Raw genomic sequence first — 16,095 nt, forward strand, 5'->3', positions numbered from 1 at the left:
CCGTTGAAACGGGCCCGCTGTTCTCATTCGAGCGGAAGCATCACGCCAGGACCTGGCGCTTGGAGGAAACCACGCCAGTATCGAAACCGGCCAGGTGGAGCCCGCCATGGAAGCGCGCGTGCTCAATCTTCACGCAACGGTCCATGACCACATTGAGCCCGGCGGCTTCTGCGTCGGCCGCCACGCCTTCATGCCAGGACCCCAGCTGCAGCCAGAGCGTCTTGGCGCCCGCGGCCACTGCCTCATCGAGGACGCCGGGAAGGTCGTCGTGCTTGCGGAACACGTCAACGATGTCCGGGCTTTCCGGCAGGTCCGCCAGCGACGCGTAGGTGGGCTGTCCCAGGATCTCCTTGACCACGGGGTTGACGAAGTACACCTTGTAGCGCGTGGATGACAGCAGGTAGGTGGCCACGAAGTAGCTGGCCCGTGACGGCTTGTCCGACGCGCCAACAATCGCGATGGACTTCGCCTGCCGGAGCAGGGAGAGCCGCTCCGGTGCGGACGGGCCCGTCCAGGTACGTTCGGCGGTGCTCATGCGTTTGCTCCGATCGTGCAGGCTTCTGCGGGTTCTTCAGCGACGGCTCCGGGCACCGCTTTGGACGCCTCGGTGAGTGCCTGGTCCAGGTCCCACAGGATGTCCTCGATGTCCTCCAGGCCCACGGAGATGCGGACCAGGTCCTCCGGCACGCCGGCGGATTCCAGCTGTGCCGCGCTGAGCTGCTGGTGGGTGGTGGAGCCGGGGTGGATCACCAAGGTCCGGGAGTCACCCACGTTGGCAAGGTGCGAGGCCAGCTGCAGCGACTCGATGAACTTCTGGCCGGCAGCGCGCCCGCCCTTGACTCCAAAGGAGAAGACCGAGCCGGGGCCCTGCGGCAGGTACTTCCGCGCCCGTTCGAAGTGTGGGTGCGACGGCAGCCCGGAGTAGTTGACATAGGCCACCCGGTCATCGTTTTCCAGCCACTCGGCCACGGCCTGGGCGTTCTTCAAGTGCTCGTCGAGCCGCTGCGGCAGGGTTTCGACGCCCTGGAGCAGCTGGAACGCCGACTGCGGCGACAGGGCAGGGCCGATGTCGCGCAGCTGCTCCGAGCGGAGCTTGGTGAGGAAGCCGTACTCGCCGAAGTTGCCCCACCAGGAGACGTTTCCGTAGGAAGCCACGGGCTCGGTCATGGTGGGGAACTTGCCGTTGCCCCAGTTGAAGCGGCCGCTTTCCACCACCACGCCGCCGAGCGTGGTGCCGTGGCCGCCCAGGAACTTCGTGGCGGAGTGGATCACGATGTCGGCGCCGTGCTCGATGGGCCGCACGAGGTACGGCGTGCTCAAGGTGGCGTCGACCACCAAGGGGATGCCGGCGTCGTGCGCCACCTTGGCCAGGGCGGCAAGGTCCTGGACTTCCGACGACGGGTTGGCCACCACCTCGACGAAGATCGCCTTGGTGTTGTCCTGGACAGCCGCGGCATAGTCCGCCGGGTCCGTGCCGGGGACGAACGTGGTGTCCACGCCGAACCGGCGCAGGGTCACGTCCAGCTGGGTCACCGTGCCGCCGTACAGCTGGGAGGCGGCCACGATGTGGTCGCCCGCCTGGGTGAGCGCGGCGAAGGTGATGAACTCCGCGGCCATGCCTGACGACGTCGCTACCGCTCCGATGCCGCCTTCGAGGGACGCGATGCGCTCCTCGAACGCCGCCACCGTGGGGTTGCCGATGCGGGAGTAGATGTTGCCGTACTTCTGCAGGGCGAACAGGTTGGCGGCGTCGTTGGTGTCCTTGAAGACGAAGGACGTGGTCTGGTAAATGGGGACCGCGCGGGCGCCGTGCTCGGCGTCGGGGGTGCCGCCGGCGTGCAGGGCGCGGGTGCGGAAACCGAAAGTACGCTCAGCCATCAGACAGTCACCGCCTCGGCGGCAACCGGGGTGATGGACAGGTCGAGCTCGGTGCCGTTCTTGCGGGCCAGGTCCGCTTCCAGTTCGCGGACGATCGGCAGGATGTCCCGGCCGAACGCCGCCACCTCCTCCTGGAAGTGCAGGTAGCAGGTGAGGAAGAGGTTCACGCCGATCTTCTTGTACTCGACGATCCGCTCGGCGATCTGCTCCGGGGTACCGATCAGCTGGGTCTTGAACCCGTCGTTGTACTGGATCAGGTCCTCGAACGTGGAGTCGGCCCACATGCCCTTGCCGTCCTTGGTGGACGCCCCGGCCTCCTGCACCGCGTCGCGGAACCCCTGGACGGCGGGCTTGTGTGCCTTCTCGACGATCTCGCGCAGGGTGTCCCGGGCCTCCTTCTCGGAGTCGCGGGCGATGACGAAACCGTTCAGGCCGAACCTCGGAGCGGCGAGCTGCCCTTCGGTGCCGCGCCGGGCCTCGCCGGCCGAGGCGACAACACCGGCGATGTTCTCCTTGAAACCCTCCAGGTCCTTGCCGTTGGAGAAGTACCAGTCCGCCACCCGGCCCGCGGTGGCCTGGGCCGCCGTCGAATTGCCGCCGAAGAAGATCTCGGGGTGGGCGCGGCCGGGAACGTTGACCGGGGCGGGGTTCAGGGTGAAGTCGGTGATGTTGTAGTACTTGCCGGACTGGCTGTACTCCTGCTCGGTCCACAGGCCGCGCAGGACGTTGATGAATTCCTCGGTGCGGACGTAGCGCTCGTCGTGTTCCAGCCACTCCAGGCCGAAGTTGGTGAACTCGCTCTTCAGCCAGCCGGAAACGATGTTGACAGCAGCGCGGCCGTTGGAGATGTGGTCCGCGGTGATGATGTACTTCGCCAGGACACCGGGGTGCCACATGCCCGGGTGGACGGCGGCGATCACCTTGAGGCGCTCCGTGGCGGCGAGCAGGGCCAGGCTGAACGAGGTGGCCTCGTGCTGCTTGTCCGCTCCGTAGGAGGCGGCGTAGCGGGTCTGGGTCAGGGCGTACTCGAACCCGGACTCCTCGGCGATGCGCGCCAGCTTCTTGTTGTAGTCGAAGTCCCAGCCGGTGCGCTGTTCGATGGTGGATACCACCAGGCCGCCGGAGACGTTGGGCACCCAGTAGGCGAACTTGAGCGGTTCGGAGAGACGTGCGACGTTGCTGATGTCTGTCATGATTCTTCCTTCGGTAGGGCCCGCTGCTGCAGGACTTCCTGGATGCCGGCGATGGCCGGCTCGTTCTGGAGTGAGGTGGTGTCGCCCAGCGGTGTTCCTTCGAACAGCTGGGTGAGCAGCCGGCGCATGATCTTGCCGCTGCGCGTCTTGGGGACGTCAGGGACCACGACGACGTCACGCGGCTTGGCGATGGGGCCGATCTCCTTGGCCACGTGGTTGCGGAGGTCCTCAGCGAAGGCGGCGACGCTGGATGGGCCCACGCCCGCAGGGTTCCCTGCCCGAGCTTGCGAGGGGAGGGGGCGGGTGGGGACGACGAAGGCGACCACGGCATGGCCGGTCTTCGGGTCCGCCACCGGGCAGACGCCTGCCTCCACCACGTCCGGGTGCGAGACCAGGGCGGACTCGATCTCGATAGTGGAGAGCAGGTGGCCTGAGACGTTGAGGGTGTCATCCACCCGGCCCAGGATCCAGATGTCGCCGTCGGAATCGTACTTGGCGCCGTCGCCGGCCAGGAACCAGCCCTGGTCCGCGTACTTGCTCCAGTAGGAATCGAAGTAGCGGCGCGCGTTCCCCCAGACGGTCCGCGCGATGGCGGGCCCGGGGGAGTCAACCACGATGTATCCCTGGACGCCCGGCGCAACGGTGGCGCCGCCGTCGTCCACGATCCTGGTGCTGACGCCGGGCAGCGGACGGGCCGCGCAACCCGGCTTGAAGCTGGTGTCCGTGGGGGCGGGGGAGAGAATGGTGGCGCCGGTCTCGGACTGCCACCAGGTGTCCACCACCGGCGCTGTGCCCGCGCCCACGTTCTCCCGCAGCCAACGCCAGGCCTCGGGATTGACAGCCTCGCCCACGGTGCCCAGCAGGCGGATCGAGGAGAGGTCGTAAGTGTCCGGCACGCCGTCCGGGAACCAGCCCATCAGAGAACGGACCAGCGTGGGCGCGGTGTAGTACTGCGTCACGCCGTAGCGCTCGATGATCTCGAAGTGCCGGCCCGGATGGGGAGTGTTGGGCGTGCCCTCGAAGATCACCTGGGTGACGCCGTTGGACAGCGGGCCGTAGATCTCATACGTGTGGGCGGTGACCCAGGCGAGGTCGGCGGTGCACCAGTGCACGTCCTCATCCCGAAGGGCCGGATCCGGGTTGCTGAACAGGTGCTCGAAGCTCCAGCACGCCTGCGTGAGGTAACCGCCGGAGGTATGCACCAGGCCCTTGGGTTTGCCGGTGGTGCCGGAGGTGTACATGATGAACAGCGGCGTCTCGGCGTCGAACGCCTCCGGCTCGTGGACGTCCGCGGCGGTGTCGACGACGTCGTGCCACCAAAGGTCGCGGCCCTCGGTCATGGGGACGGTTGCCAGGTCGGCGGCCTGGGTGGTGCGGTTGACCACCAGGACGTGTTCGATCGCGTTCTCGCCGGCTACCGCGGCGTCGGCGTTGTCCTTGACGGGAACGGCTGTGCCGCGCCGGAACTGGCCGTCGGTGGTCACCAACAGCTTGGCGCGGGTGTCCTCCACCCGGAACTTCAGTGCCTCCGCGGAGAAGCCGCCGAAGACCAGGGAGTGGATGGCGCCGATGCGGGCCACGGCCAGGGTGATGATGATGGTTTCGGGGATGACGGGGAGGTAGATGACTACGCGGTCGCCCTTGGTGATGCCGAGGGCCAGGAGCGCGTTGGCTGCCTTGGACACCTCGCGCTGGAGTTCGGCGTAGGTGATGGACCGGCGGTCGCCCGGCTCCCCTTCGAAGTGGAGTGCCACCTTGTTGCCCCGGCCTGCCGCCACGTGGCGGTCTACGCAGTTGGCGGCCACGTTGAGCTTGCCGCCCTCGAACCACGTGATCTCCGGGCCGCGGCCCGCCTCCGGGTCTGCCGGGACCCAGCGGTGAGCGGTGTGCCAGCGGGTGTCCCAGTCCAGGCGCAGCGCCTGCTGCTCCCAGAAAGCAACGTTGTCCGGGTGCACCCCAGTGCTCTGGTCCAACGTTTCGGTGGTGCTCACGCCCATCGTTTCACCGCCCATTTTTCGGCCAGGCCCAGCAGGGCGTCGGTAATCTTTCCAATCACGGCCAGCATCACGATGGCCAGGAGCAGACGGTCTGTGCGGCCGTTGTTCTGCGAGTCGATCAAGAGGAAGCCCAGTCCCATGGAGGACGCGATCAGCTCAGCCGCCACCAGGAACAGCCATGCCTGGGCAAGGGCCAGGCGCAGGCCGGAGAACACGGCGGGGACGACGGCGGGCAGCTGCACGGTGGTCAGCAGCCGGATCCCCTTGAGCCCGAAGGCGCGGGCGGCCTCCACCAGGTTGCGGTCCACGTGGCGCAGCGCCAGGGAGACGGTGGTGAACACCGGGAAGAAGGCGCCGATGATGATGAGCGTGACCTTGGAGTCCTCGCCGATCTTCATCCACAGGATCAGCAGCGGCACCCAGGCCAGCGAGGGTACTGCCCGGAGTGCGCCGATGGTGGGTGCCAGCAGGGCGTCGGCGATTTTGGAAAGTCCCACGGTTGCGCCGAGGACCAGGCCCAGGGCTGCGCCCACCAGGAATCCGATCAGGACCCGTTGGGTGGAGATAGCGATGTGGGTCCACAGCTCACCGCGGTCCACGAGCTCGCCCGCAGCGGACAGCACCATGGCCGGCGGGGGGAGCTGGACCACGGTGAACATCCCGCTGGTGGAGGCAAGTTGCCACGCTGCCAGCAGGGCCGCCGGAATGATCAGGCCAAGGGGCAGACGCGCCCAGTTCCTGGAAAGGACTCCGGCGGGAGACCATCCCGGTGCCGGAGCGGGTGCCGTGGCGGCGCCCGGCTGGGCGGCGTCTGCCGAGGTTGCGGTGGCGGCTGCAGCACGTCCATCCGCAACACTTGCGCCGGTGGTGTATGGCTCTCCTGGGTAGCTCATCAGGAGGCCTTGATGGCTGACGGGTCAGCCTTCTTCACCAGCGAGTCGTCGAGAAGGGAGGCCACGGCGTCGTCAATCTGCTTCTGCGTCTTGACGTCGCCGGTCTCCACGAAGGTGGGGCCGATCTTCTCCAGTACTTTGCGCTGGGCGTCACCCGGTGCCGGGTTGACGTCCAGGTTGCTGCGCTCCAGGACCACGGTCTTGGCCACGGGGAGGTCCAGGCCGGCCACGTCGGCCAGGATCTGGGCGGTCTGGTCCGGGTTCTGTGCGGCCCAGGCGCGGGCCTTTTCGTAGGCGTTTACCACGGCCTGTGCCAGTTCCGGCTTGTTCTTCAGGAAGGATTCGGTGGCGTTGAGGAAGCCGTAGGTGTTGAAGTCCAGGTTGCGGTAGAAGAGCTTGGCACCCTTCTGCTCCGCTCCCGCCATGATCGGGTCCAGCCCGGACCAGGCCTGGACCGAGCCGTTCTCCAAGGCGGTGCGGCCGTCGGCGTGCTGCAGGTTCTGGACCGTCACGTCGCCGGGCTTCAGTCCGGCCTGCTCCAGTGACTGCAGGAGGAAGAAGTAGGGGTCGGTGCCCTTGGTGGCGGCGATGGACTTGCCCTTGAGGTCGGCCACGGACTTGATGTCTGAGCCGGCCGGTGCCACCAGGGCCGCCCACTCGGGCTGCGAGAAGATGTCGATGGTCTTGATTTCGGAGCCGTTGGCCCGGGCCAGGAGGGCGGCGGAGCCGGCGGTGGAACCGACGTCGATCGCGCCGGAACGCAGCGCCTCGTTCGCTTTGTTGGACCCGGCGGACTGTACCCAGTTCACGGTGACGCCCTGGTCCTTGAGGCTGGCCTCGAGCCACCCCTGCTTCTTGATGACCAGGCTCAGCGGGTTGTAGGTGGCGAAGTCGATGTTCAGGGTGCCGCCGCCCTTGCTGCTGCCGGCTGCGGCCGCGCTGCCGGAGGAACCTTCCCCTGCTACGCATCCGGTGAGTGCCAGGACCGTGGAGACGGCCAGGGCTGCTGCGCCAAGGACTGAACGGCGGGAGATGGGCGATGCGTGCGGCATTGGTTTCCTTCGAAAGCGGGATGGAACGGTGCGGAATTGTGCGGTGTGGAACGGGGGAGGCCAGGCTGCGCCCGCCAGGCGGTAAGGTCCGACGGCGGCGTGGGCCACCGGGGGCCGGTGAAGGCTTTAGGGGTGCCAGCGGCTCCTCGTCAGGAGCCTTCAGTGCCCGTCGACGCCCAGCGTTTCCAGGAGTGAGCTGCGCATGAGGGCGAGTTCGGCTGAGGCGCGTTCACGCGGCCGGCTGCCGGGCACCTGGACGGTCCTGACGATGGTTGCACCTTGCCCGGCGGAGTCGGGGCCGAGGACGATGATTCGGTCTGCGAGCTGCAGGGCTTCATCCACGTCGTGGGTGACCAGCAGGACGGTGGTGGGCTCTGCCCGGTGGATGTCCAGGAGCAAGTCCTGCATCTTGATCCGGGTGAGGGCATCCAGGGCCCCGAAGGGTTCATCAAGCAGCAGGACGCCGGGATTCCGGGCCAGTGCCCTTGCCAGGGAGGCGCGCTGCGCCATGCCGCCGGACACCTCGCGGGGGCGGTGCTTGGCGAATTTCTCCAGCCCCACCAGTTCCAGCAGGCGGGCTACCTTTGCCTTGCCTTCCTTGGCACTGCATCCGGTGGGCAGGCCGATGGCCACGTTGGCCTGCAGGGTGTGCCAGGGCAGCAGCCGGGGTTCCTGGAAGGCGAAGGCGCACCGGGGATCGATGCCGTGCACCGGGGTGTCCTCAATGACGACGGAACCGGCGCTCGGGAAGTCCAGGCCTGCCGTGGCGCGCAGGAGCGTGGATTTTCCGCAACCCGAGGGTCCCAGGATGGCCAGCACTTCTCCGGGTGCCACATCGAAGGTCACGTCCCGGAGGACGGTATGGGCTGCGGTGCCGGCCCCGAAAGTGCGGCGCAGGTTCCTGAACGATACGGGGAGGGCAGGCGCGTGGGCGGGGTTCGTCCCGGCAGGCCGGGACGACAAAACTGCGGTCATAGGATCACTCCATCGGTCCTGGCAGTAGCACCCTACGGAGGCAGCCTCGCCGGAGTGGTCAGTTCCGGTACCCACGGCTGCAATCCTTGCTATCGCCGGGGCTGTTGGGGAGCGTCCGGCGACCAGGGTTGCTGCGGCGTCATCGATCCAGGTCTCTCGGCCGCTCGGGATGGTCAAGAACCACTACAGCGCACTGAATCGTCGAGAGCAAACTCTCGCGTTTAGGTGCGTAATATTCGTTCACAGCCGCATGTTCGGAGAAGGATCATTCTTTTATTCGATCCAGGCTGCCACTCCGGGCAGAGCGTAGGCTAATCCCATGGGCCACACGAACGATCCTGCAGTCATTGAACGTCTCATGCGAACCAAGGGGCGTTGGGCCATCGTTGGCCTGAGTACCAATGAGTGGCGTGCCGCCTATGATGTGTCGCTGTTCATCCGCGACAGGCTGGGCATGGAAATCATCCCGGTGAACCTGCCCGGCGACGCTGTCCACGGCGAAGCCGGGTACCGCACCCTCGGTGACATTCCGGCGGAAAAGCGGCCTATCGACGTCGTGGATTGCTTCGTGAACTCACAGAAGGTGGGCAGCGTGGTGGACCAGGCTATTGCCGCGGGGGCGAAAGCTGTTTGGCTCCAGCTGGGGGTTATCGACGAGGCAGCGGCGGAGCGCGCCAAGGCCGCGGGGCTGGACGTTGTCATGAATGCCTGCCCCGCACAGCTCGCGTGGAAATACAACCTCTAACGTCCGGAGTCCCAGCGTAGGTGGCCATCAACCCTGGCGCCGCAGCAACTCCGGATAGTGCTGCTCGGTGACGTCCGGGTGCGCCCGCATCCTGCCCTTGAGCATGTTCATGCCGAAGGACGCCAGAAGCGGGTTGGCGGGATCGTCGGTGATCCCCCGGGCGGCTGCTTTCAATTCCGGAGCCAGCGGCACGGGGTCGATCACCGCGTCCAGTCCCGGCGACCAGAAGAACGGCACCGAGTAGCGGTCGACGCCCGGCGGGGGCGCCTGCACGCGGTGGATGGTCGCTGCCAGGTACCCCTCGGTGGCGACTTCGAGCATCTCGCCAAGGTTCACCACCAGGGCTCCGGCGAGGGGTTCCACCGGCAGCCACTCGGTGGTTCCGGGCGGCAGCACTTCAAGGCCGCCCACCTCATCCTGCAGCAGGAGGGTCACGAAGCCGTAGTCCGCATGCGAGCCCACGCCTTGGTCTCCAGCGGCCTCCACCACACCGCCCACGTAGTGCACCAGCTTGCCCATCCATGCCGGTGAATCCCGGAAGGGCTCGTCGAAGTAGTCCTCGGGCAGCTGCAGGGAAACAGCAATGGCCCGCAGCAGCTCCATCCCCACCCCGGACATCAGGTCCGCCCACTCCATGGCGGCAGTCTTCAGCTCTGGCAGGGTTTCATCCGGCCACAGGTTGGGTCCCTGCAGCAGCCAGTAGGGCTGGTCGTCCGGATAATCCCTGACCGGCTCCCGCTCCGGTGAATAGTCAATTTGCTCACGGGCGTCTGCCCGGCCCTGGGTCACCTCCGTGCCCATGCGGGTGTAACCGCGGAAGTGCGGGGAGAGGCGGTTGTCCAGCTTCATCCGTTCCTCAAGCGGCAGGTCGAAGAAGCGCCGGATCAGGTCCAGGAGTTCTTCGGCTTGGCCGGGCCGGCCGCCGTATCCGGTGATTTGGAAAAACCCAACATCGTGGGTGGCATGCCGCAACTGCTCAATAAACTCAGGGCGGAAAGCCCCGTAAGGCTGCCGTGCGGAACTCAAATCCAGAACAGGTATTGCTCCCTGGTCACGTGACATCCTCGCACACTAGCACCGTGCAGGCCTGCTTTATAGGCTTCCTTTATGGACCCAACTGCCCTGCGGGAAATCTGCCTGAGCTTTCCAGGCGCCTTTGAGGATTATCCGTTTGGTCCGGAGACCGCGGTGTTCAAGGTGCGTGCGCACATCGCCGGCGGGGCCCGCCACGAGGCCAAATTGTTTGCCCTGTCATCCATGGACCAGGCCGACTTCTATGTGAACCTGAAGTGCGAACCGGCCCTGGCCGTCCAGCTGCGCGCAGTGCACCCCGCGATCACCGGCGCGTGGCACATGAACAAGACCCACTGGAACGGCGTCCGCCTTGACGGCTCGCTGCCGGACGGCATGGTCCGGGACATGGTGGAGGACTCGTATGACCTGGTGGTGGCAGGCTTGAGCCGGAAGCAACAGGAGCAACTGGGGTGGGCACGCCTCGGGAGGGCAGGCGGCAATGACTGAAGAGGGACGGGTGCCGGGCGAGCTCGGGTACCCGGGGATGGGTGGCACCGAGCAGGGCAGGGCGCCCGAAGGTTATGACCGCGTCTTTGAGGAAGCACGGCTGGGCAGCGGGCTGGACATTTACCGGCGCGTGGCGGACGGCATCCTGGGCTGGGAACTGCAGCGGCGGGCAGGGCTTCGGGTCCGCGCAGATTCGCCGCGGGCCGTGGCCGGGGCACGCGTGGTGAGCGGATTCGGCGTCGGACCCTTCCGTCTGCCCGCACCCTGCCAGGTGGTGTGGGTCCACGAGCCGGCCCCCGACGGTGTTCCCCAGTCCGCCGGCTTCGGATACGGGACGCTGCCAGGACACCCGGCCCGCGGGGAGGAATCGTTTGAGGTGGAGATCAACAACCAAGGCGAGGTGTGGTTGAGGATCCGGGCCTTCAGCAAGCCCTCCAACTGGTTCTATGCCGCCGGCGGCCCGGTCACCCGGGCGACGCAGCGCTACGTTACTTCCCGGTACATTGAAGGAGCACGCAGTCTCGCCGCGGAAGGAAAATCCCAGTGATCTTTATCGTCGTAAAATTCAAGGTCAAGCCCGAGTGGGCGGAGCGCTGGCCCGATCTCGTAGCTGATTTCACCAAGGCAACGCGGCAGGAGCCCGGCAACCTCTGGTTCGACTGGTCCCGAAGCCTGGACGATCCCAATGAATACGTCCTCGTGGAAGCCTTCAAGGACGACGCCGCCGGTGACCATGTGAACAGCGACCACTTCAAGAAGGCCATGGCTGACATGCCCCAGGCCCTCGCCGAGACGCCCAGGATCATCAGCCGCCAGCTCGACGGCGAAGGCTGGGACCTGATGGGCGAACTCACCATCTAAACCCCCATCGATTGCTCCGTATTTGTCGTTTTGGGCCACCCAAACGACAAATACGGAGCAATCGATAGCATGAAGCCATGTGGATCGGCTGGATCGAATTCGACATCCTCCTTGGCGACGTGCACAGCCTGAAGGAGAAACGTTCCGTGGTCCGGCCGCTCGTGGCCGAACTCAAGCGGCGTTTCGAAATTTCAGTGGCCGAGGTGGGGGACCACAGCCAGTACCGGCGCACGCAGCTTGGTGCGGGGCTCGTGGCAGCCGACCGCGCGCACCTCGTGGAGGTGCTGTCCGCCGTCGAACGCTTCGTGGCGGGCCGCCCGGAGATTGAGCTGCTCAGCGTCCGCCAGCGGGAACTGCACAGCGAGGACTGATCCCACCCCATCGATTGCTGAGTATTTGTCGTTTTCACGCGCCAAAACGACACCTGCTCAGCAATCGATGAAGGGTGTGGATAACTTCTGCGGCACTAATCCTGGTTCTGGTGTCATGGACCAATGAAGACGCCACGCTCATTACCGGAGGAACTCCGCGGCCGCCCCTTCACCTTTGCAGACGCTGCTTATGCGGGCCTGTCACCGCGGCGTTGGCGGCACGATTCGTTGGAGCGCTTCGGCCGGGGAATCCGGATGGAAGGTACGACGGCGGGACTTTCGTTGGGCGCGCGGGTCCGGCCATTCATTGAGGTCAACCAGCTTTGTGCTGCCTCGCATGTTACGGCCGCAGAGCTCCATTCGCTGCCGCAGCGGCGCCAGGACCACACCTCTGACGTCTACCACCTCATCCGTCCAGAGGGCGCAGCCCACCTGGACAGGCCCCACGTCATCGTGCACCGCATGAAGCTGTATGAGGACGAAATCATCAGAAGTGACGGCATTCCGGTCACGACGCCGGCGCGTACCTGGCTCGACATGGCCGAGCTGCTGTCCGTTGACGAGCTCGTGGCGATGGGGGACAGCTGCGTCCGCGTGCCCAGGCCGGAGTTTGAGGACCGGGACATGCCCCTGTGCAGCATAAGGGACCTGCAACGGACGATCGACAGGCACCGGGGAAAGCGGGGAATCCGGAAGGCGAAAGAAGCTCTGGCGCTCGTTCGGGTCGGATCGGACTCACCGCAGGAAAGCTTGCTCCGGCTCGCGATTGTCCGCGCGGGCCTACCCGAACCCGAGTTGAATGTCCCGATCATTGCCGAGGACGGCAGCAGGCATCACGAGCCTGACCTTTCCTACCGCAAATACAGGATCGGAATCGAGTACGAGGGCGACCACCACGGCGAGGAAAGCCAGATCGCCAGGGACATAACGCGCTCCGAACGGTACGCCGCGTTGGGGTGGACGGAGGTCAGAATCTCCAAGCGGCACATGGTCAACGATGCGAAACCGGCCGCAGCCAAAGTCCTGGTCGCCCTGGCCCAGGCAGGCTGGCGAAGGGGTTCTTAAAAACGATTGCTGCGTACTTGTCGTTCTGACGGTTCAAAACGACAAGTACGCAGCAATCGATGGGTGGGGAGGCGGGGGAGGTCAGCCGAAGTACTTCGGCAGGGTCCCCTCGTGGGCTTCGCGGAGGGCGTCCAGGGACAGGCCCTCCACACCGTTGATCTCCAGTTTGCCGCTGGCGGCGTCCACCACGCCGATGCGGGTGTGGGCGAAGCCGCGGGCGGTGCACATGTCCGTGAAGCGGACTTCCTCGGAGCGGGGAACCCCTACAACGGCACGGCCCTGGGACTCGGAGAAGAGCGCCGTGAACAGGTCCACGCCGTCCCGGTCCATGATGTCCTGCAGGGCGATCCGGGCACCGACGCCGTAGCGCAGCGAGGACTCCACGAGGGCGGCCGCGAGGCCGCCTTCGGACAGGTCGTGCGCGGCGTCGATCATGCCGTCGCGGGATGCATTGATCAGGATCTCACCCAGTGCGCGCTCGGCCTCGAGGTCGACCTTCGGCGGCTGGCCGCCCAGGTGGCCGCGCATGTTGGCCCATTCGGAACCATCCAGCTCGGCACCCGTGGTGCCCAGCAGGTAGATGGCCTGGCCGTCCTCGCGCCAGCCTGACGGCGTGCGGCGCGCGACGTCGTCGAGCTTGCCCAGGACTGCCACCACGGGGGAGGGGTGGATGGGCGTGGTGCCTGTCTGGTTGTACAGCGAGACGTTGCCGCCGGTGACCGGGATGCCCAGCACCATGCAGGCGTCGGACAGGCCGCGGATGGCCTCGGCCAGCTGCCACATGACGTCAGGGTCCTCGGGGGAGCCAAAGTTCAGGCAGTCGCTGACGGCCATGGGGATGGCGCCCGCGGTGGCAACGTTCCGGTACGCCTCGGCCAGCGCCAGCTGTGCGCCGTGGTACGGATCCAGGTAGGTGTATCGGCCGTTGGCGTCGGTGGCCAGGGCCACACCCAGCCCGGTTTCCTCATCGACGCGGACCACGCCGGCGTCATCCGGGAACGCCATGGAGGTGTTGCCGCCCACATACCGGTCGTACTGGTTGGTGATCCAGGACTTGGAGCACATGTTCGGCGATGCCACGAGCTCCGTGACGGCCTTGGCGAGTTCGGCCGGAGCCGCCGGGCGGCCGGCGTCCTGCACTGAACCGGTGAAGGTGTCGGCCTGGACGGCGTCCTGCCACTCGGGGCGGGCGTATGGGCGGTCGTAGACCGGGCCGTCGTGCGCCACGGTGCGGGGATCGACGTCGACAATCACGTCGCCTTCCCAGGTGATGATGAGGCGGCCGGTGTCAGTGACCTCGCCCAGCCAGGAGTACTCCACGGCCCACTTGTCCATGACGGCCTCGAACGCTTCCACGTTCTCCGGGGTAACCACGGCCATCATGCGTTCCTGCGACTCGGACATCAGGATCTCGCCCGGGGTCAGCGTGGGGTCGCGCAGCAGGACGGAGGTCAGTTCCACCTGCATGCCGCCGTCGCCATTGGATGCGAGTTCTGACGTGGCGCAGGAGATGCCTGCCGCGCCCAGGTCCTGGATACCCTCCACCAAGGAGCCCTTGAAGAGCTCCAGGCAGCACTCAATGAGGACCTTCTCGGCGAACGGGTCGCCCACCTGGACGGCGGGGCGCTTGGACGGCTTGGTGTCGTCGAAGGACTCGGAGGCCAGAACGGACGCGCCGCCAATCCCGTCGCCACCCGTGCGGGCACCGAACAGGACCACCTTGTTGCCCTTGCCTGACGCGTTGGCCAGGCGGATGTCCTCATGGCGCATGACGCCCACGGCCAGGGCGTTGACCAGCGGGTTGCCCTGGTAAACGGAGTCGAACACCATCTCGCCGCCGATGTTGGGCAGGCCCAGGGAGTTGCCGTAGCCGCCGATGCCGGCCACGGCTCCATGCATGACGCGGGCGGTATCCGGGTGGTCGATGGCGCCGAAGCGCAGCGGATCCATGACGGCCACGGGGCGGGCACCCATGGAGATGATGTCGCGGACGATTCCGCCGATGCCGGTCGCGGCACCCTGGTAAGGCTCAACGAACGACGGCGAGTTGTGCGATTCGATCTTGAAGGTCACGGCCCAGCCGTCCCCCAGGTTGGTCACGCCGGCGTTTTCGCCGATGCCCACCAGCATGTCCTTCTTCATTTCCTCGGTGACCTTCTGGCCGAACTGGCGCAGGTGGTTCTTGGAGGACTTGTAGGAGCAGTGCTCGCTCCACATGACGGAGTACATGGCCAGCTCGGCGCCGGTGGGGCGGCGGCCCAGGACCTTGACGATTTCGTCGAACTCGTTCTGCTTCAGGCCCAGCTCGGCCCAGGGCAGCTCGGTGTCCGGGGTCTTGGCAGCGTTCTCGACGGTGTCGATATTGAACTTCTTGGTGGTTTCGGTGGTCACTTGTCGCCTCCCACAATCTTGTTCAGTACTGAGGTGAAGAAGCCCAGGCCATCGGTGTCGGAACCACCGATGCCATCGAGCGACTCGGGTCCGAAGCCCGGCTCCACGGCGTGTTCGGGGTGCGGCATGAGGCCCACCACGTTGCCGGCCGCGTTGGAGATGCCGGCGATGTCGCGGCGGGACCCGTTCGGGTTGAAGCCGACGTAGCGGAACACCACGCGGCCCTCGGCCTCAAGGGCGTCCAGCGTCTTCTCATCCGCGATGTACTGGCCGTCCTGGTTCTTCAGCGGGATGGTGATTTCCTGCCCCGCCTGGTAATCCAGGGTCCAGGCCGTGTTGCTGTTCTCCACGCGGAGTACCTGGTCGCGGCAGAGGAATTTCAGGTGGTCGTTCTTGATCATCGAACCGGGCAGCAGGTGCGACTCGGTGAGGATCTGGAATCCGTTGCAGATGCCGAGGACGGGCAGCTTGGCGTCAGAGTTTGCGGCGTCGATGATCTTTGACATCAGCGGTGCGAAGCGGGCAATGGCGCCGGCCCGGAGGTAGTCGCCATAGGAGAATCCACCGGGGATGATGACGGCGTCCACGTCGCCAAGTTCGGCGTCGCCATGCCAAAGTTCGACGGCGGTGGCACCGGCCAGGCGGACGGCGCGGGCAGCATCCCGGTCGTCCAGGGTGCCGGGGAAGGTAACGACGCCGATCCGGGCGCCAGCGAGGCGCGGCTCCGCCGCGACGGCGACAGCCTCGCCGATCAGGGGAAGTTCACTCATCTCAGGCCTCGACGACCTCGACGTTGACGACGTCTTCGATCACGGGATTGGACAGGAGGGTTTCTGCGGCATCGCGGGCCTGGGCCAGGATTTCCTCGGTCACCTCGCCGTCGACCGTCAGTTCGAAGCGCTTGCCCTGGCGGACAGAGCTGAAGCTGGTGAAGCCCAGCCGGGGGAGAGCGCCAACGATTGCCTTCCCCTGCGGGTCCAGAATCTCGGGCTTGGGCATGACGTCAACAACGATCCGGGGCATCCGGTAACTCCTGTGCGTGAGCTTGGGTAAGGGCGCAGCGGAGTGGTGCCGTCTCACGCCGTACCGGGGTGTTGGGGACAAGGGGTCACCTGCATTGGTTCACCATGAGGTCGGGCGCTCCGCGAGCTTG

Annotated in this window: 17 protein-coding genes; 6 read left to right on the forward strand and 11 right to left on the reverse strand. The window is 66.3% G+C overall.

Features of this window, described 5'->3' with window-relative positions; all coding sequences use genetic code 11:
* Positions 1 to 40: 40 nt before the first annotated feature.
* From LFT49_RS03365 to LFT49_RS03395, 7 genes are all read right to left on the reverse strand, one after another.
* Positions 41 to 535, reverse strand: a complete 495-nt coding sequence (locus LFT49_RS03365) for a CoA-binding protein (protein WP_236800916.1) — start codon at positions 533 to 535, stop codon at positions 41 to 43.
* Positions 532 to 1,878 (reverse strand): O-acetylhomoserine aminocarboxypropyltransferase/cysteine synthase family protein, encoded by a 1,347-nt coding sequence (locus LFT49_RS03370; protein WP_237429745.1) that lies wholly within the window; start codon positions 1,876 to 1,878, stop codon positions 532 to 534. The genes LFT49_RS03365 and LFT49_RS03370 overlap by 4 nt, the downstream gene beginning before the upstream one ends.
* Positions 1,878 to 3,071: a dimethylsulfone monooxygenase SfnG gene (gene sfnG, locus LFT49_RS03375; RefSeq protein ID WP_237429746.1), complete on the reverse strand. Its 1,194-nt coding sequence runs from the start codon at positions 3,069 to 3,071 to the stop codon at positions 1,878 to 1,880. The genes LFT49_RS03370 and sfnG overlap by 1 nt, the downstream gene beginning before the upstream one ends.
* Positions 3,068 to 5,068 carry an acetate--CoA ligase gene (gene acs / locus LFT49_RS03380; RefSeq protein ID WP_237430463.1) on the reverse strand — a complete coding sequence of 667 codons (2,001 nt, stop codon included), beginning with the start codon at positions 5,066 to 5,068 and terminating at the stop codon, positions 3,068 to 3,070. The genes sfnG and acs overlap by 4 nt, the downstream gene beginning before the upstream one ends.
* Positions 5,059 to 5,961 carry an ABC transporter permease gene (locus tag LFT49_RS03385; protein WP_237429747.1) on the reverse strand — a complete coding sequence of 301 codons (903 nt, stop codon included), beginning with the start codon at positions 5,959 to 5,961 and terminating at the stop codon, positions 5,059 to 5,061. The genes acs and LFT49_RS03385 overlap by 10 nt, the downstream gene beginning before the upstream one ends.
* Complete coding sequence (locus LFT49_RS03390; RefSeq protein WP_236800924.1) at positions 5,961 to 7,013, reverse strand: aliphatic sulfonate ABC transporter substrate-binding protein; 1,053 nt, start codon at positions 7,011 to 7,013, stop codon at positions 5,961 to 5,963. The genes LFT49_RS03385 and LFT49_RS03390 overlap by 1 nt, the downstream gene beginning before the upstream one ends.
* 159 nt (positions 7,014 to 7,172) lie before the next feature.
* The gene (locus LFT49_RS03395) at positions 7,173 to 7,988 is read right to left on the reverse strand and encodes an ABC transporter ATP-binding protein (RefSeq protein WP_237429748.1); all 816 of its coding nucleotides are present in this window, start codon (positions 7,986 to 7,988) and stop codon (positions 7,173 to 7,175) included.
* Between the two features lie 319 nt (positions 7,989 to 8,307).
* Between LFT49_RS03395 and LFT49_RS03400 the strand changes: the two genes are divergently transcribed.
* Positions 8,308 to 8,733 (forward strand): CoA-binding protein, encoded by a 426-nt coding sequence (locus LFT49_RS03400; RefSeq protein ID WP_237429749.1) that lies wholly within the window; start codon positions 8,308 to 8,310, stop codon positions 8,731 to 8,733.
* 27 nt (positions 8,734 to 8,760) lie between these two features.
* Here LFT49_RS03400 and LFT49_RS03405 read toward each other — a convergent pair whose 3' ends face one another.
* Positions 8,761 to 9,795 carry an isopenicillin N synthase family dioxygenase gene (locus LFT49_RS03405; protein WP_237429750.1) on the reverse strand — a complete coding sequence of 345 codons (1,035 nt, stop codon included), beginning with the start codon at positions 9,793 to 9,795 and terminating at the stop codon, positions 8,761 to 8,763.
* Between the two features lie 45 nt (positions 9,796 to 9,840).
* Between LFT49_RS03405 and LFT49_RS03410 the strand changes: the two genes are divergently transcribed.
* The 5 genes from LFT49_RS03410 to LFT49_RS03430 all read left to right on the forward strand — a co-directional run bounded on the left by LFT49_RS03410 (position 9,841) and on the right by LFT49_RS03430 (position 12,551).
* Positions 9,841 to 10,254 (forward strand): MmcQ/YjbR family DNA-binding protein, encoded by a 414-nt coding sequence (locus LFT49_RS03410; protein WP_237429751.1) that lies wholly within the window; start codon positions 9,841 to 9,843, stop codon positions 10,252 to 10,254.
* Positions 10,247 to 10,801, forward strand: coding sequence for a DUF1990 family protein (locus LFT49_RS03415; protein WP_237429752.1), 555 nt, complete (start codon positions 10,247 to 10,249; stop codon positions 10,799 to 10,801). Before LFT49_RS03410 ends, LFT49_RS03415 begins: the two co-directional genes overlap by 8 nt.
* A complete protein-coding gene (locus LFT49_RS03420) occupies positions 10,798 to 11,115 on the forward strand; it encodes a putative quinol monooxygenase (protein ID WP_237429753.1) in 318 nt (105 codons plus the stop codon). The genes LFT49_RS03415 and LFT49_RS03420 overlap by 4 nt, the downstream gene beginning before the upstream one ends.
* Positions 11,116 to 11,192: 77 nt before the next feature.
* On the forward strand, positions 11,193 to 11,486 hold the full coding sequence (locus LFT49_RS03425) for a DUF503 domain-containing protein (RefSeq protein WP_236800935.1): 294 nt from the start codon (positions 11,193 to 11,195) through the stop codon (positions 11,484 to 11,486).
* Positions 11,487 to 11,609: 123 nt separating this feature from the next.
* Positions 11,610 to 12,551, forward strand: coding sequence for a hypothetical protein (locus LFT49_RS03430; protein WP_237429754.1), 942 nt, complete (start codon positions 11,610 to 11,612; stop codon positions 12,549 to 12,551).
* Between the two features lie 81 nt (positions 12,552 to 12,632).
* On the opposite strand, the gene purL is transcribed toward LFT49_RS03430, so the two are convergent.
* The 3 genes from purL to purS are packed head-to-tail and all read right to left on the reverse strand — an operon-like array spanning position 12,633 to position 15,965.
* Positions 12,633 to 14,942: a phosphoribosylformylglycinamidine synthase subunit PurL gene (gene purL / locus LFT49_RS03435; protein ID WP_237429755.1), complete on the reverse strand. Its 2,310-nt coding sequence runs from the start codon at positions 14,940 to 14,942 to the stop codon at positions 12,633 to 12,635.
* Complete coding sequence (gene purQ, locus LFT49_RS03440) at positions 14,939 to 15,712, reverse strand: phosphoribosylformylglycinamidine synthase subunit PurQ (RefSeq protein ID WP_236821180.1); 774 nt, start codon at positions 15,710 to 15,712, stop codon at positions 14,939 to 14,941. Before purQ ends, purL begins: the two co-directional genes overlap by 4 nt.
* Position 15,713: 1 nt before the next feature.
* The gene (purS, locus tag LFT49_RS03445; protein WP_015935902.1) at positions 15,714 to 15,965 is read right to left on the reverse strand and encodes a phosphoribosylformylglycinamidine synthase subunit PurS; all 252 of its coding nucleotides are present in this window, start codon (positions 15,963 to 15,965) and stop codon (positions 15,714 to 15,716) included.
* Positions 15,966 to 16,095: the final 130 nt, after the last annotated feature.

The organism is Arthrobacter sp. FW306-06-A, from assembly GCF_021870055.1.
GTDB lineage: Bacteria > Actinomycetota > Actinomycetes > Actinomycetales > Micrococcaceae > Arthrobacter.

Excerpts from the sequence above, each read along its gene's own strand:
- purS (WP_015935902.1), bottom strand. The coding sequence starts at position 15,965 with ATGCCCCGGATCGTTGTTGACGTCATGCCCAAGCCCGAGATTCTGGAC.
- LFT49_RS03400 (WP_237429749.1), top strand. The coding sequence starts at position 8,308 with ATGGGCCACACGAACGATCCTGCAGTCATTGAACGTCTCATGCGAACC.
- LFT49_RS03365 (WP_236800916.1), bottom strand. The coding sequence starts at position 535 with ATGAGCACCGCCGAACGTACCTGGACGGGCCCGTCCGCACCGGAGCGG.
- LFT49_RS03395 (WP_237429748.1), bottom strand. The coding sequence starts at position 7,988 with ATGACCGCAGTTTTGTCGTCCCGGCCTGCCGGGACGAACCCCGCCCAC.
- LFT49_RS03405 (WP_237429750.1), bottom strand. The coding sequence starts at position 9,795 with ATGTCACGTGACCAGGGAGCAATACCTGTTCTGGATTTGAGTTCCGCA.
- acs (WP_237430463.1), bottom strand. The coding sequence starts at position 5,068 with ATGGGCGTGAGCACCACCGAAACGTTGGACCAGAGCACTGGGGTGCAC.
- LFT49_RS03370 (WP_237429745.1), bottom strand. The coding sequence starts at position 1,878 with ATGGCTGAGCGTACTTTCGGTTTCCGCACCCGCGCCCTGCACGCCGGC.
- sfnG (WP_237429746.1), bottom strand. The coding sequence starts at position 3,071 with ATGACAGACATCAGCAACGTCGCACGTCTCTCCGAACCGCTCAAGTTC.
- LFT49_RS03430 (WP_237429754.1), top strand. The coding sequence starts at position 11,610 with ATGAAGACGCCACGCTCATTACCGGAGGAACTCCGCGGCCGCCCCTTC.
- LFT49_RS03415 (WP_237429752.1), top strand. The coding sequence starts at position 10,247 with ATGACTGAAGAGGGACGGGTGCCGGGCGAGCTCGGGTACCCGGGGATG.
- purQ (WP_236821180.1), bottom strand. The coding sequence starts at position 15,712 with ATGAGTGAACTTCCCCTGATCGGCGAGGCTGTCGCCGTCGCGGCGGAG.
- LFT49_RS03385 (WP_237429747.1), bottom strand. The coding sequence starts at position 5,961 with ATGAGCTACCCAGGAGAGCCATACACCACCGGCGCAAGTGTTGCGGAT.
- LFT49_RS03390 (WP_236800924.1), bottom strand. The coding sequence starts at position 7,013 with ATGCCGCACGCATCGCCCATCTCCCGCCGTTCAGTCCTTGGCGCAGCA.
- LFT49_RS03425 (WP_236800935.1), top strand. The coding sequence starts at position 11,193 with ATGTGGATCGGCTGGATCGAATTCGACATCCTCCTTGGCGACGTGCAC.
- LFT49_RS03410 (WP_237429751.1), top strand. The coding sequence starts at position 9,841 with ATGGACCCAACTGCCCTGCGGGAAATCTGCCTGAGCTTTCCAGGCGCC.